This window comes from Chryseobacterium sp. OV279 (assembly GCF_900128945.1).
Lineage (GTDB): Bacteria > Bacteroidota > Bacteroidia > Flavobacteriales > Weeksellaceae > Chryseobacterium.
On record NZ_FQUD01000001.1, the window covers coordinates 1,630,485 to 1,656,926 of the forward strand.

The 26,442-nt window shown below is 36.9% G+C and carries 20 protein-coding genes; 14 read left to right on the plus strand and 6 right to left on the minus strand.

The genetic code is table 11. The features are described from left to right. Positions 1–64 precede the first annotated feature (64 nt). Positions 65–1,042: a 2-hydroxyacid dehydrogenase gene (locus BUA72_RS07240; protein WP_072922353.1), complete on the plus strand. Its 978-nt coding sequence runs from the start codon at positions 65–67 to the stop codon at positions 1,040–1,042. A gap of 72 nt (positions 1,043–1,114) precedes the next feature. On the opposite strand, the gene BUA72_RS07245 is transcribed toward BUA72_RS07240, so the two are convergent. Together BUA72_RS07245 and BUA72_RS07250 are read right to left on the minus strand one after the other, a co-directional pair. Continuing rightward, a complete protein-coding gene (locus BUA72_RS07245; protein WP_072922354.1) occupies positions 1,115–1,510 on the minus strand; it encodes a hypothetical protein in 396 nt (131 codons plus the stop codon). Further along, the gene (locus BUA72_RS07250) at positions 1,497–2,042 is read right to left on the minus strand and encodes an RNA polymerase sigma factor (protein ID WP_047451648.1); all 546 of its coding nucleotides are present in this window, start codon (positions 2,040–2,042) and stop codon (positions 1,497–1,499) included. Before BUA72_RS07250 ends, BUA72_RS07245 begins: the two co-directional genes overlap by 14 nt. Before the next feature lie 107 nt (positions 2,043–2,149). Here BUA72_RS07250 and BUA72_RS07255 point away from each other — a divergent pair, with 107 nt between their 5' ends. The 5 genes from BUA72_RS07255 (at position 2,150) to BUA72_RS07275 (ending at position 11,876) form a co-directional block, all read left to right on the plus strand. Beyond that, complete coding sequence (locus BUA72_RS07255) at positions 2,150–2,482, plus strand: DUF6249 domain-containing protein (RefSeq protein ID WP_072922355.1); 333 nt, start codon at positions 2,150–2,152, stop codon at positions 2,480–2,482. Positions 2,483–2,576: 94 nt separating this feature from the next. Beyond that, positions 2,577–4,940 (plus strand): outer membrane beta-barrel protein, encoded by a 2,364-nt coding sequence (locus tag BUA72_RS07260; protein WP_072922356.1) that lies wholly within the window; start codon positions 2,577–2,579, stop codon positions 4,938–4,940. An 86-nt stretch (positions 4,941–5,026) separates the two neighbouring features. After that, a complete protein-coding gene (locus BUA72_RS07265) occupies positions 5,027–5,317 on the plus strand; it encodes a hypothetical protein (RefSeq protein WP_047451641.1) in 291 nt (96 codons plus the stop codon). A 191-nt stretch (positions 5,318–5,508) separates the two neighbouring features. Beyond that, entirely contained in the window at positions 5,509–9,708 is a 4,200-nt protein-coding gene (locus BUA72_RS07270; protein ID WP_083544135.1) for a T9SS type B sorting domain-containing protein, read from the plus strand. Positions 9,709–9,890: 182 nt separating this feature from the next. Further along, positions 9,891–11,876, plus strand: a complete 1,986-nt coding sequence (locus BUA72_RS07275; protein ID WP_072922358.1) for a urocanate hydratase — start codon at positions 9,891–9,893, stop codon at positions 11,874–11,876. Positions 11,877–11,941: 65 nt separating this feature from the next. Here BUA72_RS07275 and BUA72_RS07280 read toward each other — a convergent pair whose 3' ends face one another. Together BUA72_RS07280 and BUA72_RS07285 are read right to left on the minus strand one after the other, a co-directional pair. After that, positions 11,942–12,493, minus strand: coding sequence for a hypothetical protein (locus BUA72_RS07280; protein WP_139259566.1), 552 nt, complete (start codon positions 12,491–12,493; stop codon positions 11,942–11,944). Between the two features lie 26 nt (positions 12,494–12,519). Then, a complete protein-coding gene (locus BUA72_RS07285) occupies positions 12,520–14,196 on the minus strand; it encodes an AAA family ATPase (RefSeq protein WP_072922360.1) in 1,677 nt (558 codons plus the stop codon). Positions 14,197–14,610: 414 nt separating this feature from the next. Here BUA72_RS07285 and BUA72_RS07290 point away from each other — a divergent pair, with 414 nt between their 5' ends. The 4 genes from BUA72_RS07290 to BUA72_RS07305 all read left to right on the plus strand — a co-directional run bounded on the left by BUA72_RS07290 (position 14,611) and on the right by BUA72_RS07305 (position 17,741). After that, positions 14,611–14,919, plus strand: a complete 309-nt coding sequence (locus BUA72_RS07290) for an RNA-binding protein (protein WP_072922361.1) — start codon at positions 14,611–14,613, stop codon at positions 14,917–14,919. Between the two features lie 100 nt (positions 14,920–15,019). After that, complete coding sequence (locus BUA72_RS07295) at positions 15,020–15,958, plus strand: tetratricopeptide repeat protein (RefSeq protein ID WP_072922362.1); 939 nt, start codon at positions 15,020–15,022, stop codon at positions 15,956–15,958. 7 nt (positions 15,959–15,965) lie between these two features. After that, positions 15,966–16,424, plus strand: a complete 459-nt coding sequence (locus BUA72_RS07300) for a hypothetical protein (RefSeq protein ID WP_072922363.1) — start codon at positions 15,966–15,968, stop codon at positions 16,422–16,424. A 585-nt stretch (positions 16,425–17,009) separates the two neighbouring features. Further along, positions 17,010–17,741 carry a TonB-dependent receptor plug domain-containing protein gene (locus tag BUA72_RS07305; RefSeq protein ID WP_072922364.1) on the plus strand — a complete coding sequence of 244 codons (732 nt, stop codon included), beginning with the start codon at positions 17,010–17,012 and terminating at the stop codon, positions 17,739–17,741. Positions 17,742–17,800: 59 nt separating this feature from the next. Here the strand turns inward: BUA72_RS07305 and tpx are convergent, their stop codons facing one another. After that, positions 17,801–18,373: a thiol peroxidase gene (tpx, locus tag BUA72_RS07310; protein ID WP_175548863.1), complete on the minus strand. Its 573-nt coding sequence runs from the start codon at positions 18,371–18,373 to the stop codon at positions 17,801–17,803. Between the two features lie 176 nt (positions 18,374–18,549). Here tpx and BUA72_RS07315 point away from each other — a divergent pair, with 176 nt between their 5' ends. The 4 genes from BUA72_RS07315 (at position 18,550) to BUA72_RS07330 (ending at position 24,294) form a co-directional block, all read left to right on the plus strand. Further along, the gene (locus BUA72_RS07315) at positions 18,550–20,178 is read left to right on the plus strand and encodes an NADP-dependent glyceraldehyde-3-phosphate dehydrogenase (RefSeq protein WP_072922365.1); all 1,629 of its coding nucleotides are present in this window, start codon (positions 18,550–18,552) and stop codon (positions 20,176–20,178) included. A gap of 155 nt (positions 20,179–20,333) precedes the next feature. Further along, complete coding sequence (locus BUA72_RS07320; RefSeq protein ID WP_047451620.1) at positions 20,334–20,843, plus strand: RNA polymerase sigma factor; 510 nt, start codon at positions 20,334–20,336, stop codon at positions 20,841–20,843. A gap of 10 nt (positions 20,844–20,853) precedes the next feature. After that, positions 20,854–21,669 carry a hypothetical protein gene (locus BUA72_RS07325; RefSeq protein WP_072922366.1) on the plus strand — a complete coding sequence of 272 codons (816 nt, stop codon included), beginning with the start codon at positions 20,854–20,856 and terminating at the stop codon, positions 21,667–21,669. A gap of 630 nt (positions 21,670–22,299) precedes the next feature. Beyond that, positions 22,300–24,294, plus strand: a complete 1,995-nt coding sequence (locus BUA72_RS07330; protein ID WP_072922367.1) for a M4 family metallopeptidase — start codon at positions 22,300–22,302, stop codon at positions 24,292–24,294. 463 nt (positions 24,295–24,757) lie between these two features. Here BUA72_RS07330 and BUA72_RS07335 read toward each other — a convergent pair whose 3' ends face one another. Then, entirely contained in the window at positions 24,758–26,290 is a 1,533-nt protein-coding gene (locus BUA72_RS07335) for a S41 family peptidase (RefSeq protein ID WP_047451614.1), read from the minus strand. Positions 26,291–26,442 lie beyond the last annotated feature (152 nt).

Here is a 26,442-nt window from a genome sequence, read left to right on the forward strand (position 1 = left end):
ACCTCACTTGTAACAGGAGTGAGGTTTTTTGTTGAAATACACGAAATCTAAATCGAAATAAATAATGAAAGTATTTGTAAACAGAAGAATTCCTGAAAATGGAATTAATATGCTGAAAGAAGCCGGACTGGAAGTTTTTATTCCGGAACATGAAAATTTATCTCACGAAGAATGGCTGATCTATTGTCAGAATCACGATGCTGTTTTAAGCGTGGGCGGAGAATTTAAATATGACAAAGATTTTTTTAGTCAATGTCCCAATATAAAAACAATCGCATTATATTCCGTTGGTTTCGATCACGTAGATATTAACGAAGCGAACCGTAGAAATATTCCCGTGGGAAATACGCCGGATGTACTCAGTAAAGCCACTTCTGATGTTGCTTTCCTGTTGATGCAGTCGGTGGCGAGGAGAGCAAGTTACAATTTTCAGAAAGTAAAAGATGGCAACTGGGGCGACTTTGATCCGTTACATGCTTTAGGGCAGGAGTTGTATGGGAAGACTTTGGGAATATTAGGGTTAGGACGAATCGGTTTTGAAATGGCTAAAAAATCCAAAGCGGCTTTTGATATGAATATTATTTATCATAACCGTCATCAAAATGAAGAAGCTGAAAAAGAACTAAATGCTTCTTATGTTTCTTTCGAAGAACTGATTGCACAATCTGATGTTCTGAGTATTCATGCTAATTTCACTCCTGAGCAGAAAGACCTTTTCAATGCATCCGTTTTCTCAAAAATGAAAGACAACGCGATTTTCATCAATACAGCAAGAGGCGGTTTTCAGAACGAAAAGGATCTTTATGAAGCATTGATTTCAAAACAAATCTGGGGAGCCGGTTTAGATGTCACGAATCCTGAACCGATGTCTAAAGAAAGCCCGCTTTTAGAACTTTCGAATGTCTGTGTATTACCACATATCGGTTCAGCCACCATTGAAGCAAGAACCGGAATGGCCAAAATAGCTGCCGAGAATATTGTTGCGTTTTCTAAAGGCGAAAAAATACCTTATTGTGCGAATCCGGAAGTCTATACAGGATAGAGAGTAAATAATGAGTAATGAGCAATAGGTAATGAGCAATAGTAATGAGTAATAATAAAATTGGGGAGAAAATTATCTTTCCAATTTTTTTATGGTAAAAAAATGACTGGCTAGCTGCAGCAACGTGATTATGAACACGAAAAACAGAATGATGTATTTGTGTTCCATCGCGGTAGAAATCATCATTGAAAACTGATCTTCACTAAAAAAAGTAAGCAGGAAACCAAGGCACATGACAAGCACTACTGAAAACAGGGCATATAATTTCAGGTTGAATTGACGTTGCTTTTTCATTTCAATTTTTCTGATGACTGTATCCGAAAATCCTAATGGAAACCCTGCATCAGGCTTTTGCTCCAATGAGTGGTAAAGCAACCCGTAGATGTTGAGGTCATTCTCAGATATTTCCTGGAAATCTTGCTGATCATCAATGATCTTTTGAATTATTTTATCTTTATGGGTATCCATCTTTTTCAAGTTTTTCTTTTAATAATTTTCTTGCTCTGAATAAATAGCCTTTTATAGTTCCTTCAGGAAATTTTGTAATATTTTTGATTTCCTGAATACTGAAATCATCCATGTGATACAATGTAATGACCGTTCTGTAAGGTAAAGGCAGTTCACTGATCAGTCTGTTGATGTAGAGTTCGAATTCTTTCCCTATCAGTTTTGTTTCCGGAGTTTCGGAAGAAAACCTGAAATCTGAATCATCATCAATGATATTGAACTGATATTTTGAATTTTTCTTCAGGTAATTAACTGCAATATTGTAGGTGATTTTAGCGATCCACGTGGAAAGTTTAGATTCTCTCTTAAAGTTTTTCAAATGATCATAAACCTTTATAAAAACTTCCTGGCCTACATCCTCGATATCTTCATCATTACTTAATAACCTGTTTAAAATAGAATAGACCAAATTCTGATACTGCTTGACAATATGCTGAAAAGCGCCAAGGTTTCCCTTCAGAATCTCATTAATGGTTTTTTCTTCATCAAACATATTACATTAGACAATCTTTTTGCGTTCAGGTTACAAATTTCTAATGTATTGCAATTTTTGTAACCTTTAGCTATAGTATTTTGTCTATTGATTAAATCTAAATTGTTATGAAACATTTGGCACCCTTTATAGTCATGATCGCTATGTTAATTGCCATAGCTATAATTATTGTTGTGATCACCAATTATAATTTGAAAAAGAAGATCCTGAATAAGGAAAATATCGATGAGCGTATGTATATCATCCTTAACAATCTTACCGGATTTAATTCTGAGATGTTGAAATGGGGAATTATCCTGTTGTTCGGTGGAGCAGGACTTATTGTTCTGGAATTTCTTCCCCATGATGAAAATACACCGCTTCCTTATGGAGTGCTGACCGTCTTTGTCGCACTCGGTTTTCTTACTTATTATTTCCTGATGAAAAATCAGAAGAAATAATCTTCTCTCTTTAACTAATCCATAAAAATCCTGAACCATTTTAAGGGCAAAAACCTTTGCTCCGGGGTTTTTTATGCCCTTAATCCAACCTACTATGAAACGTATATATGCATTTTCAATTTTATTTTTTTTGCTTTTTGCAGAAAGTTTGTGTGCCCAGAAACTATGGTCAGGGAACATAAAGGATTCTGTTTCAGGCAAGGCCGTTCCTTTTGCTTCTTTAAAAATTATTGATCAGGACCAACAGATTATTCAGACAGAAATTTCAAACGAAGACGGATCGTTTTTAATCCCTGTTAATGAAGATGTCACGAGTCTGCAACTTCTCATTGTAAGCTCAGAATTCGGATCTAAAACGGTTAGCCTTAAAGCCGATCAAACAAATGTTGGAACTTTGTTTCTTAATCGTGAAACATCTATAAAAGAGGTTCTGATCAACGCCAAAAAACCATTAATCAGAAGTAAAATAGACGGTTTGGTTTATGATATTCAGTCTGATCCCGAAAGCCGGGCGAAAAATGTGTTCGAAATGATGAGAAAATTACCTTACCTGTCCATAGATGCCAATGAAAATATACTTTTCAAAGGAAACCCCAATTTTAAAATACTCATCAACGGTAAAGAAACACAGCTTCTCAATACCAATGCAAAGGAAGTATTGAAAAGTATTGCTGCCAGCACCATTCAGAATATTGAGATTATTACCAATCCTTCCTCAAAATATGATGCAGAAGGAGCTTCAGGAGTCATCAATATCATTACCACAAAAAAAATGAATGACGGATATAATGCTGCCGTTACTTTTGGAACGAGATTTCCCAAACAGGAACAGAATCTGGGATTCTCTTTAAATGCGAAACATAAAAAACTGGGTATTTCTGTTTATGGTGGCGGTTTTCTGAGAAACAATCCTCAAATAGACTATCACAATCATCAGAATATGGTTTCCAGCAGGCTACAACAGGATGGAAGAACTTCAAACAAAGGCAGTGGTGGATATTTTAATGCGAATATAAGTTATGAAATAGACAGTTTACAATTGCTGAACGTACAGTTGGGTTCAAACATCTCCAACAGCAAGTCTCAGGATCTTCTGGATTCTTACTTTTATCAGCAGAATGTCCTTTCGGAAAATAATAATTCCAATAACCATTCTGAAAGCAAAGGGAAAGGTTTTGAAACGTCTGCCAATTATCAGATTGGTTTTAAGCATGATAAAAGCCAGCTTTTAACGCTGTCCTACAAATTCAATAGTTATGACTATGACATAATGGCTATTTCAGATATTCAGAACCTGATCCATCTTGTGTCAGACAGAATTGATCAGCATAACGCTAACCGGAACAGTGAACATACTCTTCAAATCGATTTTGTGAAAAATATAGAGAAAATAGCGCTCGAAACAGGAGTGAAAGCTATACTCAGGAAAAACAGCAGCGATTATACATCCGTACCGGAAAATGTAAATAATTCGGATAAATTCTTCAACAGACAAAATATTTATGGTGCTTATATTTCTGCGAAATTCTCTTTATTAAACTGGAATTTCCAGACAGGGGTAAGAGCAGAAAGTACTGCAACTGATGTGAATTTCACGGCCACCAATACCGGAGTTGATCAGAATTATTTCAATTTTATCCCGAATATTTCAATAGGGAAAACCTGGAAAGAGCATCACAGTATCAGTGTCGGCTTTTCCCAAAGGATCAAGAGACCTGGAATTATCCGTCTGAATCCATTTGTTAATCAATCTAATCCCTATTTTGAAATAAGTGGAAATCCCTACTTAAAATCTGTAGTGAACAACGATATCATGACCAGTTATTCCTATAATAAAAAAGTAAATCTGAATGTTGGACTTTCGTATTCCTTTTCCAATAAAATTGATCTGAAAGTTTCAACCTATAATCCCATGACGAATATTACAAAAACAACCTTTGAAAATTCGGGTAATGCAACCAGACTTGGACTTGATTATTATTTCAATTATCCGGTAACCAAAAAGCTGAATATAAGTATTAACGGAAATTCTGCCTTCTTTTTTATCAATGGAAAGGTGAATGATGTAAGTGTTGAAAATAATCTGTTTACGTACTACATCTATCTGTCTGCCAGTTATCAGTTCGAAAATAGCTGGACCGTCAGTTCAAATATGGAGATCAACAGCAAAATGCCCGCAGGTTTACAAAGTACGACCAATGCTTTTACCGGTTCGCTCTTCAGTATCAGTAAAAGTGTCCTTGCCCATAAACTTTCCTTTTCGGCCTTTATAAATAATCCGTTTAATACTTACAGAAAAGCAGTTACAGAAACTTTTGGCGACACATTCGGGCAGAATAATTATATCAGAGACTATTACAGGTCTTTCGGTTTCAATATCACGTATAAATTCGGAAGGCTCAAAGATGAAATAAAAACTCCCCAACGCAAAATAAATAATACCGATCTCGCTAATTAGTTGTCATATTTTTGTAAATCACTAACCGCAAAAAGAAAGGTTGGAACCGTTTTTGTTCTATACCTTTCACACTAAATACTGATATTATGACACCAGAAGACAATACCAACGAACAGAACAGAAAACTCGAAGAAATGGACTACAGTCCGAGTGAAGATATATTTAACAAGGAAAAGCATATTCCGCTCGATGGCGACGGAAATCCTATTCTGAATGAAGAAGACGATGATAAAATAGATAAGGGCCTCGATATACCCGGCACTGAAGATGATGACGATATGGAAGAAATAGGCTCTGAAGATGAAGAGAATAACTACTGGAGCCGCAGTGATAATGCGGATGATCACGAAGAAGAGAACGAAGATGTCATGCGGTAGTACTTAAGTCGTATGTATTGAAAATATTTTTTTTGTTAATAATTACACATATAACCAACTGTTTATCAGTTGGTTAATTTTTTATTTATGTTAACTTTAGATTTGTTACAGAATTTAACGGATTGAAATGATTTAACAAATTATTAGTTTTACCATAGTATTGTGATTAATTATTTTAAATTTTTCAATAGATGGTGAAACTTCTACAATTATTAATGTTATTTATTGTGGTTTTGGTTTTTTCTCAAACCCCGGGAGATGTAAAAGTAAAAGATGAATCAGGAAACGAAAGCTTTAATGTAACCTGCAATAACAATCTCGATGCCAATGGCTGTCTGGCTCTTCATGTAGAATATCCTGTGCTGAAGCAGACAACCAGCTACGAAGTAAGTTCGACACCTTATAATCCACCGGTTGCTCTGAATCAGGGAACGCCTGTGAATGCAGATTATGATGATCTGTTTGCATTGAAGCTGGATCTTCCTTTTAAATTTTGTTTTTTTAATCAGCATTTTGAGGCTCTTGTGATAGGTTCCAACGGGATGATTACTTTTAACGTTGATCAACTAGGGAATATCAATTATCCCAATGTACAGTGGCAGAATCCTAATCCCGGTCTTTCCAAAAATTCAATTTTCGGGGTTTATCACGACCTTGTTTTTTCTTCCGGAGATTCTTCCGAAATTTACTATTCTACGATTGGAAATGCACCGTACAGAAAATTTGTGGTCAGTTTTTATGAAGGCAGGGTAGCAGGCTGTACAGACCGCTCCTCTTCACAGATCGTCCTGCACGAGACCACCAATGTTATTGAAGTTTTTGTAGATAAAAAACTGACTCCGTGTCCGACCAGAAAATTTGAAAATGCCCTCATTGGAGTGATGAATGCAGACGGAACAGCAGGATACTCTCCTGCTACAAGAAATACCGGCGTATGGCAGGCTTCTCAGGAAGGCTGGAAGTTCAGTCCGCTGGGAAATAATATCGTTCCTGAAGTCACATGGACGGATTCTCAGGGCCAAACCGTAGGAACAGGAATTCAGACAACGCTTTGCCCTACACAGAATGAAACCTACACGGCCAATGTCAATTTTGCTATTTGCGGAAGCAGTACCCTTACTTTAACCGATGATTTTGCCGTTACATTTGATCCTTCTTATCCCGCAGCCAAAGATTATACCCGGAATTTTTGTGGAAATACACCTGTTACTGTTAATTTAAATAGTTTTCAATCCAATCTCACTTCGCAGAATCCTGCTAATTTTAATTTTACCTTTCATTCAACTCTGCAAAATGCTCAGAATGGCACGAATGCCCTTCCGGCATCTTACACCCTTACTGCCAATACGGTTTTATATGTAAGAATTCAGAATCCTAATGTTCCTGGATGTTTCAGGACCGCGGCTTTAACCCTGAATTTTCTAACCAAAAGTTTACTTAAAACCACTGTAGAAATTTGTGATACCAATAATGATAATGTAGAACCCAATTATAACCTTTCCCTGCTCAATAACGAACTTTTTCCGCCTGGAACTACAGGTACTTCCTATCATCCGACACAGGCCGATGCACAAAATAATACCAATGCAATGACCACGGCGAATATAACGACGGCTCTTAATCTTTGGATAAGGCTTCAGGACTCTGACTGTACCTATGTTTTAGGACCGGTACATTTTCAGTTTAAGCCCGGGGTTAATATTAATTCACCAATAAATTTTCCTTACACCATTTGTGATATCAATGCGGACAATAGCGAACCGTTTGATTATGTCCTGAATATCGGACCTCTAATAACCACCCAGCCAGGCGCGGTTTTTACAGCATATGAGACCTATGATCAGGCTGTAACAGGGACCGGAACGCCTTTGACGACGATAAGGGATGGAGTATATCAGGTTTTTATAAGAGTTCAAATCCCGAATGGCTGTTTTGCCGTTGTTACCGTTAATATGAATGTCACTTTTACAGAAATTGAGGCCAATGAAAAGAATGAATACATTTGCTTTAACGGAACGGATGATATCAGCATCAATCTTACTGCGCTGTCGGCAGGAATGCTTGTTGCGCCGCCTACCGTTCCGGTGATTGAATTTTACGATGATTATACCGCTGCTACTGCAGGAGTGAATCCCATCAGCCCGAATCAAATCATTACGACAGACGGAAGCCTCGTTATAAAAACCTACTTTGTCCGCTTTGAACAGTCCGATCTTTGTTATACGATCAGAGCAATTAACGTTAATCTGGTGCATCCTGTTATCATTAAATCTAATTTCCCGGTTTGTGATCCAAATCAGGATGGTACCGAAAATATACAGCTGTCTCAGTACTCCGCAGCCATTGTAGGGAGTCAGAATGCCACCACAGCATTTTACCTTACTCAGGCTGATGCACAAAATGGAGTGAATGAAATAACTACGCTCACAGTTACAGGAAACCAGCAGATTTTTGTTAAAATAAGCTCTTACAACTGTCATGAAATTTATCCTGTGAATTTCAGTCTCAGCGCCAATGCAGGCGTCAATTCAAATCTGAATATTTCCCTTACCAATATCTGTGATAATAACAATGACGGGTCGGAGATCTACAATTTACTTCTGGTTGAGCCACAGATTTACAGCGGATCGAATGCCACCTTCACGTATTATCTGGATTATGATATTGCGACCAACACATTTTCCAATCAGATCAATACCCCGGGACAGTTTCTGGTGACAGGAAATGCTACAGTCTATGTTAAAATTGAACTGAATAACAGCGAATGTTTTTCAGTAGCAAAAGTCAATATACAAATGACATTTCTGCCGCCCATCGTGTTGAATAATGCCGTACTGAATACCTGTGACAATAATTTTGATTTAAATGAAACCTTTCAGCTTGGTAATGCTGTCAGTCAGATGTTCATTCCAGCTCAAAACACACAGCCGCTTTCAGCAATGACCATATCGTACTATCTGACTGCTGCGGATGCCAGTGCAGGAAATCCGGCCACGCAGATCGGAAACAGTATCACTACAAATGTTTCTACATTAACGGTCTGGGCGAGATTCCAATCCAATACTACCGGGTGTTATTCCGTGGCCTCTATCCAGCTCAATACTTATTTTCCTCCTAAAGCGATCAGTACCACCATCAGTGTTTGTGATGAAAATTTAGATGGAAGTTATGAAGTGAATTTATTGAATTTTACCGGCTCGATGGTTAATATTCCTAATCCACTGAATACTTTTAGCTTTTATCTGACCCAGCAGAACGCCCAAAACGGAGTGAGCCCAATTCCGAATCCTTCCAATTATTCTGCGCAGCCTTTTCCTACTCAGATTTGGGTGAAAATTCAGAATATACCGGGCTGTGATGATATTGCGGTGATCAATTTTGTATTCGGAACCAAACTGACGCTTCAGAATCCGGGACCGTTCCAGCTGAACAATGTGTGTGATACAGGAAATGATGGAATTGAGAATGTCAATTTAACCCAGTTTGAACAGCAGATGTATACCGGTGCGAATGTAACGTTTACTTACTATTCTTCTCTGGCTGATCTTAATGCAGGAACCAATGCCATTTCGAATCCTTCCGCCTATTTATTTAATCAGAATACAGGGTCCAATACCATCTATGTAAAAGTAAGTGCTCCCGGATTTTGTTCCGAAAAAGCTGAAATCCGGCTGTCTTTAAAAAAGCCTCCGTTTTTCACCATACCTACGCAATACATCTGTCCTGAAGGCTCACTTACCTACACGGCAAATATTCAGGGGTACACGATTATCAGCTACCTTTGGAAAGACCCTGGTGGAAATACCATCTCCACTTCGGCAACGGTTACAGGAATTAAAATACCCGGTATCTACAGCCTTACGGTAACTTCCGACAATGGCTGTTCCTATACAGGAACTATGGAAGTGAAATATTTTGAAGTTCCGGTCATTCAGACTATTGGGATCAATGGAGGAGTCTGTACGGTCTTTGCCACGGGATCAAAGCCGATACTGTATTCTATAGACGGAATAACGTGGCAGACGAGCAATGTATTCAATAGTTTACCGGGAGAGATTATTACTTTTTATGTGAAATTTGAAAACGAAGAATGTATTGTAACCCATCAGGAATTGATTTTACAGATTAGCAATACCATTACACCCAACGGAGATGGCCGCAATGATAAATGGGTGGTGAGAAATCTTCAGATATTCGGGAGCAAAATGACCAATGCGAAGATCTTTGACCGCTATCAGACCTTATTGTTTGAACAAAATACAAATACCCAAATCGTATGGGACGGCACTTTAGCGGGACGGGCCATTCCTACTGCCAGCTACTGGTACGTCATTACTCTTCCAAATGGCAAAACATACTCCGGCTGGCTTCTCGTTAAGAATAACGATTAAATGATTTTTTATTAGCACTTTGAACATCCTCAATCTGAAAAGATGAGGGTGTTTTTTGATCTCTACAAATAAGTCAACATTACCCCACATCACCGCATCAAATTCCCTTGCCTATATTTCGTAATTTGAATATCTTTAAAACCTCAAACATTTTATTCTAAACATTGAACTTAAATAGCAATATGACATTTCAAGAACAGATACAGCAGGGAATTCCCAATCAGCTGCCACAGCCTAAACCCTACGAAACCAATATCAACCATGCCCCGAAGCGTAAAGAAATTTTAGGAGAAGAAGAGAAAAAGCTTGCCCTGAAAAATGCATTGCGCTATTTCGAACCTCAGTTTCATGCGGAACTGCTTCCTGAATTCAGGGAAGAGCTGGAGAAATACGGGAGAATTTATATGTACCGTTTCCGTCCGGATTATGAAATGAAGGCCAGAGGAATTGAAGAATATCCCGGAAAGTCTGAGCAGGCAAAAGCCATTATGCTGATGATCCAGAACAACCTGGATTATGCCGTAGCGCAGCACCCTCACGAACTGATTACGTATGGAGGGAACGGAGCCGTATTCTCAAACTGGGCCCAGTATCTGTTAACGATGAAATATCTGTCTGAAATGACGGATGAGCAGACTTTAACGATGTATTCAGGGCACCCGATGGGATTGTTTCCTTCTCATAAAGATGCGCCGAGGGTAGTGGTAACCAACGGAATGATGATTCCTAATTATTCCAAGCCGGATGATTGGGAGAAATTCAATGCCTTAGGCGTTACGCAATACGGACAGATGACTGCGGGAAGCTATATGTATATTGGTCCGCAGGGAATTGTTCACGGTACAACCATCACTGTGCTGAATGCCTTCAGAAAAATTAAAAAAGAGTCAAAGGGAGGACTTTTCGTAACTTCAGGATTGGGAGGAATGAGCGGGGCACAGCCAAAAGCCGGAAATATTGCAGGCTGCATCACGGTATGTGCTGAAGTGAATCCTAAGATCACCAAGATCCGTCATGATCAGAAATGGGTGAATGAGATTTATGAGAATATAGAGGAGCTGATCGATAGAGTAAGAAAAGCTCAGGAAAATAAAGAAACCGTTTCTCTGGCTTACCTTGGAAATATTGTTGAGGTTTGGGAGAAATTTGACGAAAAGAATTTAATAATAGATATCGGATCAGATCAGACGTCGCTTCACAATCCGTGGGCGGGTGGATATTATCCTGCCGGACAAAGTTTTGAGGAATCAAACAGAATGATGGCTGAGGAACCTGAATTGTTCAAAGAAAAAGTTCAGGAAACCTTACGAAGACACGCAGCAGCCATCAATAAACATACGCAGAAAGGAACCTATTTCTTCGACTATGGAAATGCCTTTTTACTGGAAGCTTCCAGAGCCGGAGCAGATGTAATGGCCGAAAATCCAACCTTAGGAAGAGAATTTAAATATCCAAGTTATGTTCAGGATATTATGGGACCTATGTGTTTCGATTATGGTTTCGGGCCATTCCGTTGGGTATGTGCGAGCGGAAAACCGGAAGACCTGCAGAAAACCGATGATATTGCATGTGCTGTATTAGAAGAGATGGTGAAAAACTCTCCGGAAGAGATCCAGCAGCAGATGAAAGACAATATCCAGTGGATCAAAGGCGCTCAGGAAAATAAACTGGTTGTAGGTTCTCAGGCGAGAATCCTTTATGCCGATGCAGAAGGAAGAATGAAGATTGCTGAAGCCTTCAACAATGCTATTAAAAACGGAGAAATCGGGCCTGTTGTGCTGGGAAGGGATCATCACGATGTTTCCGGTACGGATTCCCCTTACAGAGAAACGTCCAATATCTACGACGGTTCAAGATTTACAGCAGATATGGCGATTCACAACGTGATTGGTGACAGTTTCCGTGGGGCTACCTGGGTTTCTATCCACAACGGTGGCGGAGTAGGCTGGGGCGAAGTAATCAATGGTGGTTTCGGAATGCTATTGGACGGAAGTGCAGAGGCTGACAGAAGATTAAAATCCATGCTGTTCTGGGATGTAAACAACGGAATTTCCAGAAGAAGCTGGGCCAGAAATGAAGGCGCTGTTTTCGCCATTAAAAGAGCGATGGAAGCAGAACCGAATTTGAAAGTGACGCTGCCGAATTTTGTGGATGAAGATTTATTTTAAAACCTTTAGATATAGAAAAACCTGCCGTGAGGCAGGTTTTCGTTTTATGATAGTGCGGATTTGTTTTATTTAAAGCTTTTTTCTAACAGTTTTTTATCATTTTCACTGAGCTTCTCATATTCTTCAATTGTCATTCCTAATCTTTTCAAATTTCTACTTATATACATATTGACTTCATCAATAACTCTTTGAGCATCATCAATCAATGCTTGATATTGAAGATCGATTAACTTACTCAACAATAAAGCTTCAGCAGCTTTATAGTGACTTACAAAATCTTCCTTATTCTTAAAACCATAACGAAGAGTGTTTATGGTCTTTTTATCTCTTTCAACATTAAATGCATCATAATATTCTGTGAGAGGTTTCATAAGAACTTTCTGCATTGTTTTGTTGTTAAAATCTTCTAGTTTTAAAACATCGTCAATAGCAGATTTTAAAACCTTTCGAGCATTTTGTAAATATTCAACTTTATTATCTTGGATATTATATTTTTGTAGTTCTAATGTCAAAGAATCTGTTCTAATACTTCGTTTATTTAAAGTTTCATCAACATTTTGTCCATAGGAAATTCCAAAAAACATACTGAGTAGTGAGAAAATAAAAATTCTTTTCATTTATAAATATTTTTACTAAATGATTCCTAGTCTATTTCCAAAAAATCCGCCAAACTTTCAGGAAATATATTTGTTTCAAATTCATTTTTAGCCATTAAAATGTTCCATATTGCTAAACTATTTTTATCATTAGAATCATATCCAATAACTTCTTCTAAATTTTTATGATTAAAGTGAATCTGATTCTCAATCGAACTATTTATAAGCTTCCAGTTAGTTGTAAGTATACCTTTTTCAGTCGGATTTCTGGTTTGTCCATTACTATTACGATAGATGTCACTTTCATGAAATTGGTCAAGAGTTTCAAAAAAGTAAATTTCTTCCTTATTGTTATTATCTAAATCCCAATCATTAATTAAATAAAAATTAATTCCAAAATGTTTACAAAGATCTGCTACCAAAAAAGCAGTTGCTTTTCCATGATGAACTGCTATTGAAATATTTTTAAAGTTTAAAAATGCTTTTGAATAATTAATATTACCAGTTACATCATAAGCTTTCTTTTCGACTATGAAGTTATAGGTTAAAAGATCATTGGGTCCTTCGACTAATAAAATTTTCCTACTAAATAAAATTTTATTAATATTTGGCTCAACAGATTTTATAAAGCTATTAAAATTTTCAATTGAAATTATTGGAGTATGGGTTGGCGAAAATTCATCTAGGTTATTATATTTAACAACAGTTTTTTTATCATCTTCATCAAATTCTAACCTAATAATGCTTTTAGTGTCAAAAATGTCAATCATTTTGTCTGAGTGAGTTGTATAAATAACTTGATGTCCATTTTCTGCTAATTGACATAATACCATTTTATAAAAATATTCTTGATGATTTTCGTGCAAAAAACTCTCAGGTTCTTCAAACAGAAATAGACATTTATCTTCAATGTTACTTTCTGCAATTGATTGAATAACCGCCATAACAAACATCGATATGTATCCATCTCCTAATTGGTTTATCGGTAAAAGTTTTTCATTATTACCATTAAGGCCAATTTTAAATAGCATTTGTAAAAATATATCGTCATAGTTAGGCACACCAAACTCAATGTAACAATTATTATTTCTTAAGTTATTTATGTAGTTTAATCTAATATTTTCTATAAAACCGCTTAAACTTGTTTCGTTTAAGATATTATGAGTTTGTTCTGTAATATTTTGTATGAAATTCTCTCTTCTTGCATTAATTATAGGATCAGAGTCAATTAATTTTTTTATATGTTTTGATAAAAAAGAAGTTAAAGTGCCCCAACTAGATTTTTTAATAGCTATTTCATCTTTAATATTATGAAAATTGATGTAAAAAATATTGTAGTGTTTATTCGCTCCAAAAAATGACTTACTTACTGAGGACTTAATTTCATTTTCAATCATTTCCGTTTTAATGGTATATTCTCCTGCAATTGTTTGAGGCCCGAATTGATTTTCACCGTAAGGAGATGCTTCAATTCTAGTCTTTATTTCTATTTGATTTTCCAGATCTAAATTATGTAAATCTAAAAGTTCAAACGATTTGGAATTAACAAATTTTTCTCCTATTCCATAAAGAATAGCATTGATCATATTTGTTTTTCCCGAATTGTTATACCCTATGATTGATACGGGTTTACCATAATTGCTAACTGGAAAATCAAATGTTTGAGCATTTTTAAAACTTCTAAAATTGCTTATTCTAAGTTTGGAAAGTCTTATATATGACATGGTTTAATTTTGTTTTCAAATATACACAACATGAATTATTTATAAATATGGTTTTCCGTAATCTAAAACATCAAATCCTTGCCATAACCCAACCAACTCCTCCCCAGCTCAGAGCAGTTACCAAAACAAACCACTGTAGCCCTCCGGAACTTTAAAACAAGTGTGCTTGTAATCTCCGGAGGACTCCACAAGTCTCCCACAACTTCAACAAAACCTCCACCCAACTCCAAACATTTATTTCTAGCTTATTTGTCACATTACAAGTTTTTTATATATTTAAATCCAAAACCAAAAACACAAACAAATGAAAATTTCACTCACCAAGCTGAGCACTAAAGAACTTGCGACTTTAGCTCAGAGAATTATTTCCAGTTCTCAATCCGGGAATATCCTGTAATTACCAATCATCCTCTTGTGGCAGCTTTGCAGACTTCTTATGCAGAGTACGACGGAGTGTATACCAAGCAAATCTATAGCGGAAAAGGAAAAGATGTAGCGGCTTCATTGGATCTGGAAGAAGCTTTTACGGCAGCCCATCTTTTGCACGCCGGAAAACTGGTTCCTATACATTATAGTTTATTCGAACATGAGAAATTTTATCTTCCCAAAAAGTTTGATCAACAGGATCTGCAGAGACTTTTTGAGGAAATAGGACAGCAATATATAATTCTAAAAGACGGTAAAATCCTTGATGAATCTGAGAATAATCTGCGGTTATCATAACCGCTAAAAATAAAGCTGTAAAAGACTTTGTCACCTGATGATTTGTGACAAAGTTTTTTTATTTTTATTCAAAACTATCTAAAGTGTTATTACCACAAATATGAGAAAATATATTTTAGCTGTGATATTGGGATTTTTACTCTCAGGTCCTGTTTCAGCTTGTCTTAATGGGGATACTAAACTGTTGGCCACCGGTGAAATGCTGTTTGAAGATCATGAAGGATATGTACCTTACGGACATGATTTTGGAGGGGAGCAGCGTTTAAAAGAATTGTTAGTGAGACTTGAAAAAGGATATAAGGAAACTAAAGATATAAATTACCTGTCAGATCAGGGGTATGTTTTGATTTTACAGGGGAAATACCAGAAAGCAGTTGATTTATACAAAAAAATTGAATCTATGACTCCCGGGAGATATTCTACAGCTTCCAATATGGGAACCGCTTATGAATTGCTGGGAAATGATAAGGAAGCTTTACGTTGGATTGAAAAATCGGTGGAGATCAGTTCGAAATCTCATCTTTATTCAGAATGGATTCATGTTAATATTTTAAAGGCTAAACTTAAAGGCGAAAAATATTTTACTTCCCAAAATTTGATCAAGACTGATTTTGGAAAAGAAGATATTCCGAAATCAACATTGAACGAAGAAAATTTGGAGATCCTTAGAGAGCAGCTTTATTATCAGTTAAATGAAAGGATATCTTTTGTACAGCCTAAAGATAAAATAGTGGCTCAGCTTCTTTTTGATCTTGGAAATATTTCTTATTTGCTGGCAGATAAAGATGGTGCCCGGGAAAATTTTGAAAAGGCAAAGGAATATGGTTTTGATGATCCTATTCTGAAAATAAGAACTGAACTTTATAATCCGCCTATTATTGATCACACAAAAAAGGAAGTTAAAAAAGAGCTGAAATTTCAAACGAAACAGGTCAGAAGATCCCAACTTATAGGGATTGTTATTTCTGTTTTTGCCCTCATGTTTTCAGGACTGATTGTTTTTATTTTCAGAAAGAAGATATTCCTAATGCTTAAATAGAATTATATTGAAAAGATATATAACCCAAATTAGTAACAAACAACTTGTCTTAGTTTCAGAAGATCAAAAAGAGATTGGGAGGATTGTAGAACTCAATAAGTTCTTTTCTTCAGGACATTATATTATTTTCAATTCCAGAAGCTACGATATAAAAAATGTAGGTTTTCTGAAGAATGATGCAGAACTTTTTAATTCCAAAGGCGTCATTTATTTTACAGACTTGGGAAAAGAAAGAATCATTAAGTCCGGAGCAGATGTTAGAATTTATAATTTCAAGTTGAGTAAAGCCAATCAGCTATTCGAGAAAGGAAAACTGTTGATAGAAATAATTACCGAAGAGAAAAAGAAACTTAAATATCCCACTTATCACGTTGAACTTGATGAATCGGTTGATGATTTACTGGCGTTGTTTTTCTTACATTATTCTACGCAGGAGTTTAGTTCTATTGGTGGAGATGGGGATTAGATATTGGTGAAATTATAGAGAACAGTGGCGAGAATGGTATCCCTCCGAATGGAAGTGTGAAAATGGTTAAAGAAATATCGCGCAGATTTTGCAGATAGTGCTGATTCTTTTATTGGCTGCTGATCTAAACCTTATAGGTTTTTAAAACCTATAAGATTTGATGGTAATAATTATTGAAAAGGAATTTTTCTGTTGGAAAAGAGCAAAGACGCAAGGCATTATAAGCTATGTGAATATTTAAGACGCAAGAAAATCGAAGATTTTCAGCTAGGAGAATGGGGTGAGATTGCTTCGTCGCTTTGCTCCTCGCAATGATGGCGGTACTCAATTTTATCGGAGATAAAATCTTTGCGCCTTACAACGTATTTTTGTCATAAAATTTGTGTCTTTGCGCTGTTCCAACTAGAAAACTGTTTTCTGCTTTGTTGGACAGTCGCAATGGTACAAAGTTTTTAAGCTGTATAATATTTGAGGTGCAAGAAAATCCAAGATTTTCAACAAGGCTGAAATGTTCCAACATAAGTATTTCAAGATAACCTTTCCAACCTTTCCCATCATTCCCGTATCTCTATATAAAAAGAGACTATGAAAATCACCATACCAAAACCATGTCATGAAAACTGGAATGCCATGACACCCGAAGAAAAAGGAAGATTCTGTTCCGTCTGTTCCAAAACCGTACGGGATTTTACCGTTGCTTCGGACCGGGAAATAATAGAAGCTTTTTCTGATCCTTCAGAGGATATTTGCGGAAACTTTTATGAATCTCAGCTGAACAGAAATCTGCAGTATTCTTATCTCAATTCATTATTTACAAAGTTTGCGGTCGGTTTTATATTGACAACAGGAGGGTTTGTTTCCGTAAATGCTCAGCAAAATACGGTCAAGGATACTTTAAAGACAGAAGAGATAAGAGAAATTGTATTTTCTGGATTTAATAAGCAGAAAAACCAAAAATTATTGGGAGCTGTTTCAATCATTCCGGGAAATGCTTTAAACAACACTAAAGAAGGCAGCGCAAAAGAAATCCAGCCGAAAGTGCAGGGATTAATTATTAATCAGATGCCGGAGAATCGTCAGGATAGAACACCGATTAGAATCGGAGGCGCACATGCTACTATGAGAGACGATCAGAAGCCTTTGGTTGTGGTGAATAAAAAAATAATCAGTTTTAAGGACCTTCAGGAAATAGATCCGAATATTATAAAAACGATGAATGTTCTGAAAGGTGCTTCTGCCACTGCAGTTTACGGCTCACAGGCCCAAAATGGTGTCATTGTCATCACCACAAAAAAGAAAGGAAAGCTGAAAAAGTAATGAGCTCCGGCGATCGAAGATCGCCGAAGCTCATTTTAAATTATTACAAAAGCAAAAGCTTATTTTTTCACAGCTGCAATCGCCGCTTCATAATTCGGTTCCTGCGAAATATCAGCAACCTGTTCTTCATAAATGATTTTTCCAGAAGGATCGATTACCACAACAGCTCTGCTTAAAAGACCTTTCATCACAGAGTCTGTGATTTCCACGCCATACGTTTTACCGAAATCTGAACGGAAATCTGAAAGCATCACTACATTTTTGATTCCCTCAGCACCACAAAATCTTTTCTGGGCAAAAGGAAGATCCTTAGAGATACAAAGAACAACCGTATTGGGAATACTCGCTGCATCTTCATTAAAATGATGGACAGATGCTGAACAAACACCTGTATCTACACTTGGAAAAATATTCAGGATCAAGTACTTTCCTTTGTAAGAATCAAGCGTCTGATCTTTCATCGTAACGTCTGTAAGCGTAAACTTCGGAGCTGCTTTATTCACTGCCGGCAGTTTGGCGTAAGTATGGACCGGTTTTCCTCCCATCAGAACAGTATTCGCTGTTTTGCTATTTTGAGCGAAAATAAATGCTGAGAAAAACAATAAGGTGCTGAAAGCTAATTTTGAAAACATGAAATTTTATTTTCAGTAAAATTATTCATTTTTTCAGTACCGGACATTAATTTTAATTCAAACACCCGCCAAATAGAACAAATCTATCAACCGTCTGTTTTTAAAACCAATTTTAACGGCTACCTTTATTCTGTTTAATTTTAGAATGACACTCAATTATCAAAAAATAAAAATTTATGGATTCAGTCAATAAGCCGTTATTTCAGGATATTTTTAAAAGTGAAAGCGAAATCCCGGAAGAATTTAAAGTGCAGGAGATTCATCAGAAAGTATATCTTCTCAATGGAGAACTGGTAGAATGGAAAGGGGAGGTTCAGGAGATTTACTCGCCGGTCTGCATTCCTACAGAAAACGGTCTTGAGAGAAAACTGCTGGGAAGTATCCCGAATATCAGCCCTAAAGAAGCGATGGAAGTTCTTGAAGCTTCCGTTAAAGCCTATGATAATGGCCTGGGAGAATGGCCGACTATGTCTGTAGAAGGACGTATTCAGTGTATGCAAAAATTTGTTTATCTGATGATCGAGCAGCGTGATCTTGTGATTAAACTTTTAATGTGGGAAATCGGGAAAACTTTGGCAGATTCTACCAAAGAATTCGACAGGACTGTAGATTATATCAACCAGACTATTGATGCCCTGAAAGACTTGGACAGAGAATCCTCCCGTTTCCAGGAAGCTGAAGGAACCATCGCACAGATCAGAAGAGCTCCGCTGGGCGTTGTGTTGAGTATGGGACCATTTAATTATCCTTTAAATGAGATCTTCACGACACTGATTCCCGCACTGATCATGGGAAATACCATTTTGTTTAAACTTCCAAAGCATGGTGTTTTGGCTCATTATCCATTACTGAACGCCTTTAAAGAAGCCTTCCCGAAAGGAACCGTCAACACGCTTTACGGCAAAGGTTCAGAGATCATTACTCCCATTATGGAAAGTGGAAAAGTAAATGTTCTGGCCTTTATCGGATCCAGCAAGGTAGCCAACGGACTGAAAAAACTGCATCCTAAAGTAAACCGTCTCCGTGCTATTCTGAGTCTTGATGCCAAAAATGCAGCCATCGTAACTAAAAACGCAGATCTGAATGTAGCCGTAAGCGAATGTATTTTGGGGGCATTGTCATTCAACGGACAGCGCTGTACCGCATTGAAACTGATCTTTGTTCAGAAAGAAATTGCCGAAGAATTTACCCAAAAATTAAGTGCTGCTGTTTCTGCATTGAAACCAGGGCTTCCATGGGAAAAAGATGTAAAGGTGACACCGCTTCCTGAAGTGAATAAACCACCGTATCTGAAAGAATGTATTGATGATGCTTTGGCTAAAGGTGCGAAAGTTTTAAATGAAAACGGAGGATTTACAGAAGAATCTTTTGTCTTTCCTGCTGTAGTCTTTCCGGTCAGCAGTGATATGAAACTGTATCACGAAGAGCAGTTCGGTCCGGTCATTCCGGTGGTCCCGTTTGAAGATATTGAAGAACCTATCGATTATCAGGTGAATGCATCGCATGGAATGCAGGTGAGTATTTTCAGCGAAGATCCTCAGGAAGTTTCCAGGCTGATCGATCCGTTTGTGAATCTGGTAAGCCGTGTTAATATCAACTGCCAGGCACAGCGTGGTCCGGATGTTTTTCCGTTCACCGGAAGGAAAGACAGTGCGGAAGGAACGCTATCTGTTTTTGATGCCCTTCGTTCATTTTCTATCCGGTCGCTGGTGGCTGCAAAACTGACAGATTCCAACAAGAAACTGCTGAATACCATTGTCAGAGAACACGATTCTAATTTTTTAAGTACAGACTATATTTTCTAGGCAGATTTTTCGGATCTACTTAACATAAAATAATAATCCTCATTAAATTTCTTTATTTTTTGAGGATTTTGTATTTTGACACGTGGAGTTTTTAGTTTTTGTGTTAAAATTGTAGTATTTACTTTTAATACTGCTGTACGAGTAGAGTTTCGAGCATGTCTTTAATGGAAAAAGAATTTTTAGAGAAAATTGAAAAACACAAAGGTGTTATTTTCAAGATCTCTAAAATGTATATGGACGATCAGGATGATCAGAATGATCTTTATCAGGAGATCATTTACCAGGCCTGGAAATCATACGGCGATTTCCAGAGGAGAAGTGACTTCTCTACATGGCTCTACCGGACTGCGCTTAATACGGCGATTGTATTTCTGCGTAGCGAAAAAAAACGTAGTTTTATACAAAATCAGGGGATAGAAGATCTTGTTGTTCCGCAAGAATCCTATAATGATGCAGATGATAGAAATATGAAGCTGATGTATGAAGCGATCCACCAGCTCAGCCCTATAGACAAGGCGCTTATTTTTTTCTTTTTGGAAGATTTCCCCGGCAAAGAAATTGCCCGCCAGCTGGGAATCACAGAAGTGAATGCCCGAGTAAAAATGAACCGGGCAAAAACAAAACTGAAGGAAATCATTGAAAAGCAGAAGAGCGACAAGATTTAAAGCAAAACAAATGGAGTTAGAAAATTTTAAACAACTTTGGGATAAAGACAACGGGCAGAATCTGCCTGAGATTTCTCTTGAGAAACAGCGTGAAATTCATTCGCCCATGCGGATGCTGAAGATTAATATGCAGACAGAATTCTGGCTGATGGTCGTCACCCTGCCTATGCTTTTAATAGGGTTTCCGTTTGCTTCCGGAGATACCAATATTGTGATTATATCGGCATTTGTCGTCGTACTCACGCTTGCTTTTATCATTTATTTTTATTCCCGTTTTCTCAAACTTTATAAAATGCTCTGTAACAGCAGTATCAACACAAATTATGATCTGTTTAACCTTAAAACACAACTTTTAATATCGAAAGAAATCTACATTTCCTATTATATTTCCTACATTCCTCTGGCTTTCCTGCTGTCACTTATCAAGATCAACTTTCACTTTGAAATACAGTATAATCTTGCCATTTTCGGGATTAGCTTTCTCATTACGCTCATGCTGGTATGGTTTATCATCAGATATTGGATTTACTATATGTATGGACGTTATATAGAGGATGTTGTGCGTTTGGTGGATGAACTGAACGGCCTGGAAATAGAACCTAAAAAAGAGAGAAAAAACTCATGGTTTGAACGTTCTCAAAGATTTTTTATGAATAAGTTGGGACTCCAGGGAAATATTCTGAATACTGTAATATGGTTTGTTTCGGTGTATATTTTTATCATCATATTTCTGACTCTGGTGCTTCTGATTTTCATTATCATCGGTGTGAAACTTCATTTTATTGATCTGCAAACCCTTATGAAAGCGCTAGACAGGCTGAATTAATTTTCTCTGTACATCTTCCATCTTCAAACTTTCTGATATTTTTAAAAATACAAATACAGTCCTGGTGAATTTTCCGCCAGGATTTATTTTTTTTTTAAATAATAAATAAAGGATGCGATTATTGAAAACAAGCAGTACCAAAGGGTTCACAAAGCTTACGGAAAAATGAAAAAATATATTGTGGGTTTTTAATTAAAATTTTTCCCTAAATGGTGTAACATTTTTGCTTTTTTTCTACTAACTATTAGAAATATAAAATGTTAGTGTCCAATTCGGACTTTGACTGTTCAAATTTTTAACTGACTGTTCAATTAAGATATAAGCCATTCATGAGTAGGTTTATAGATTAAAATTAATTCGTACAAAAACTTTGTTTAACTGAAGCATAAGTTGGAGTAAACTAAAAAAAACACACAATGGGGCCCTGCAGGAAATTTTCTGTTGGGTTTTTTTTTGTTCTGCTAAATTTTTTTTCTGAAAATTTTCAATGTTATGAAGATTATTTTATTTATTCGCGGATTACAGCTTTTTTTTTAATGAAATACAAAATAAAATAAGATAAATTTAAAAATTATGTAACATTTTTTGGCTTTCTCTACTAACTGTGAAATACCAAAAAAACAACGTAAAATGAAAAGAATAACTACTTTCGCCCGTACACTGGCTTTTGCTATGGTGGTAGGTTTTGCTCCGGCAGCTTTAATGAACGCTCAAAACAAAGGTAGAACTGAAATATCAGTAAAAGAACTTCCAAAAATTTCCGGAACTTCCGTGATGGGAAATTTTAATGCCGATTTCAGCGGGCTGAATGTTTCATCAGATTTTTTAGTCAATCATTTAGGAGAATGGCTCGGAACGGGAAGCGATCATTCCTACAAGCTTCTCAAGCAGACTAAGGATGAATTGGGAATTAAGCATGCCGTGTACGATCATTACTATAAGGGAGTTAAGGTCATGGATGATATGATCCTGCTGCATGAGAAGAATGGAAAATTAATATATGTGAACGGTGAGATCATTACGGATATTAATCTTTCCCCAAACCAGCAGCCCACTTTACAGAAAGTACGTTCAATCATTGCTTCAGATCTTAAAGCAAGCGGTAAAATTACGATTTCAGGTATCGAGGAAGTCATCACAAAAGTGAGTAACGGAAGAAAAGCTGTTATGTACCATTCTTCTAAGGTAGAAGCTTTATCCATGAAACCTTTGCAGGCCTATACGTATTATATAGACAATGCTTCAGGAACGGTTGTGAAGAAAAATTCAAGAATTCATGATGCAGACGCACCATCTACAAGTACTACTTACTACAAAGGAAACCAGTCGATAACTGTTGATTCATACAATGGGCAGTTCCGCCTTAAAGACAATGCCAGAAACATTCATACGCTTAATGGGACAACGCTTGATATTGATACCATCAACGGTGGAATTATTAATGTTCAGGAATATATTAATCCTGTTGCAGATTATACCGCTGTAGATACAAAACCGGCAGTGGAAGTTCATTGGGGAATGAAGAATGCCTATGATTATTACATGGCCCGCCATAACAGAAACAGCTATGATGGAAACGGCGCCAAAATAGATAACTATTACAATTTTGATTTTGGAGGCCTTACAGGAGGAGCAAATGCAGCGGCGCTTGATACTCCTTTGTATGGAGGAATTGTATGTATGCTTTATGGGAACGGAAAAATCCTGGGTGGATTGCTGACCCTGATGAATCCTGTAGTAGGAATAGACGTTGCCGGGCATGAATATTCCCATTTGATTATAGGAAGAAATGGTCTGGGCGGTTTGAATTATGAGGCTGAATCCGGGGCTATCAATGAATCTATTGCCGATATGTTTGGAACGGCGATAGAATTTTATTCCGGAACCACTGCCAACTGGACTATCGGAGAGGGAATTCCTACAGCATCATTTTTAAATCCATCTCCCAGCCCGTACATGAGAAGTATGTCTGACCCGAATAATGTAAATCCCGGTCCTCAGCCGGATACCTATAACGGAACCTATTGGGCGAGTACGGCCAATCCTACAGTTGATAACGATCACGGAGGTGTGCATACCAACAGTGGTGTGGGAAATTACTGGTTCTATCTTCTTTCGCAGGGAGGTTCAGGAACCAATGATATCGGGAATGCATTTAATGTAACAGGAATTACGATTGATAAAGCGGAAAAAATCATCTACAGAGCTTTAACCACTTATATGACTCCCAATACCACCTATATGGATGCTTATAATTTCACCAAGCAGGCTGTAACAGATCTTTATGGTGCTTCCGGCAATGAACAGCAGCAAAATGTAAAAGCATGGTACGCGGTAGGAATTGGAAATGGTGCATTACTGGCAACCAATGAAGCGGGCAGACCTCAGGATGGATTTACAGTGTATCCAAATCCTGTAAAAGACGGTGTCTTTACAATAGAAAGCAGCAAAAACAGTGCATCTGCAGAACTTTATGACAGTTCCGGAAGATTGATTAAAACAGTACAGAAACTGAATAAAGGAAACAATAAGATATATGTCAACGATCTTCAGAAAGGTATTTATCTGTTGAAAATTGTTTCTGAAGGGAATGCTGTTCCCGCTAAAAAAATAATTATAGAATAATTTTTTTTTTGAATAGAATGATATCCGGTAGAAAATTTTCTGCCGGATTTTTTTATTTTTAAGAAATAGATGTGACATTTTTTACAATGAAAACTAACTCTAAAGAGTCCAATACTATGAACTCATTAGAGCATGAATTTTTTTAGACAAAATAGAAAAGCATAAAGGAATCAATCCGCCAGCTGAATTCCATCGATAAAGCTTTTATTTTTTTATTATCTGGAAGATTTTTCAGTCGTTATATAGTTTATTCCATGGCCTGAGCCAATCAGTGAAGTAAAAGCCGCCGTAATCCTGATCAGTTGAGTGACGGTAGGACTCTTTGCACTGTATCTGATGGGACAGTTCCGGTTCAACTGGTATTACGGAAGATATATCGTACATATCGAAGATTTGTTGAAGGAATTGAAAAGATGAAAATAGTTTCGACGGGCTGAAAGCCCGCCGAAACTATTTTATAAAACTATTGAAGTTCTTTTTCTTTTGCAATTTCATTTTTCACCCAATCCAGCTGCGGATCTTTTTTATCGATAATATCCTGCATGCTTTCAGTAATCGTAATATCTGGTGCAACTCCTTTTTTCGTATTCAGGAAATCAATATTGGGCTGTACCAGCAGTAAGCCGATAGGAAGATTGATCTTTGAATGGGGAAGTTTCTGGTAAGAATAGAATCCTGCTACAGTTCCGTCATTGGCACCGCCGGTTTCTTCACCTACGAGAATTGCGCGTTTATCATATTTCAGTTTTGCCGTAATGATAGAAGAAGCTGAAAAACTTCCGCCGTTGATCAATACAAAAACCTTCCCCTGAAATGCATCTTTATTGGGTTTCGTAGGCTTGTCGGCTTTCATTTTATAATACACCTTTCCGTCTTTTTTATAAGTACTGAAGGTTTGTGCAAAAACATAAGTCGGATAAGCCAGACTCTTAAAAGCGTATTGGAAAGGGGTGCTTTTTCTGAAATAATTTGTTTTTAATGGAGTAATTCTGGAGGTAAGCTGTGATGGCTTTATCAGCACATACGGTTCCGGAGCCAGATAAGAATACAGGTTGTTGATCTCATGCAGTGATCCACCGTAGTTATTGCGGACATCTATAATAAGGTACTTAGCTCCCGCGTTTTTTATTTTTGCAAATGTTTCTTTGTAAAACTTATCGGAATAATCCCTTGAAAAACTCTTTACTTTAATATAGGCAGTCGTGCTGTCCTTATCCAGGAACTTAAAATTTCGGTTATAAGAATTACTGGAAGCTACATAATCATTGACCTTCTTTTCAGGCGTTCTTTTTTCCAGTTCCTTGTCTTTATCCAGATCATTTTTAGATTTGGATTCACGGTGTAGGGTATAGGTTTGTTTTTCACCATTATACAACGTTTCTATAGAAGCAGTGTCTTTAAATCCGTGTTCTGCCGTATAAAAATTAAAAAAAACATCCTTCAGAAAGTAAGACTGAAAAGTGGTATTGTATCCGTCGCTGCTAATCAGTTCGCGGTATTTTTTCACATAATCAGAGACAGGAACTTTATTAATGGAAAGGATTTCAGTTCCGGGCTTTATATTTTCGATCGAATCTTTATTCTGAATAATAAATAAATGATCATCCTTCACATAATACTCAAAACGGCTGAACATTCCTTTTTTATGCTCAAGGGATTTGATTTGTCTTTTAGTGAATTTTTTTCGTGGAATTCTCAAGGCAAGATGACCTTCACGGATGTCAGCGATCACAGGCTGCAGTTTAAAATAAAACTGAAGCGGAGTCAAAGATTCGTCAATGGTCCCTTTAAGACTGTCAAATTTACGGTCAAGTTCCGGCTTGGAAATATACCAGTAAAGTTGGGGATGCATCTGCTGAAGCTTTAGGTAGGCGTAATCTACGTCTTCCTTAAGCTCGTCGGGACCAATACATGTAGCTCTTTGTTCATTGTGCCTTCTGATAGATGTACATGAAGAGAGTGCCGCTGCCAGCAGTATTATCGAATAATTTTTCAATCTGTTTTGAATTTTTTTTCAATCCGCTAAGTTAAAAAGTTTAAGATTATTACGGTTCAAATAAGTAATAAATTATTCAGAAAGCTTTATAAATTAAGTTAAAAAATCGTGGAATTTTCCATGTGAGATCAAAAGTCAATACCTTTGAGGCT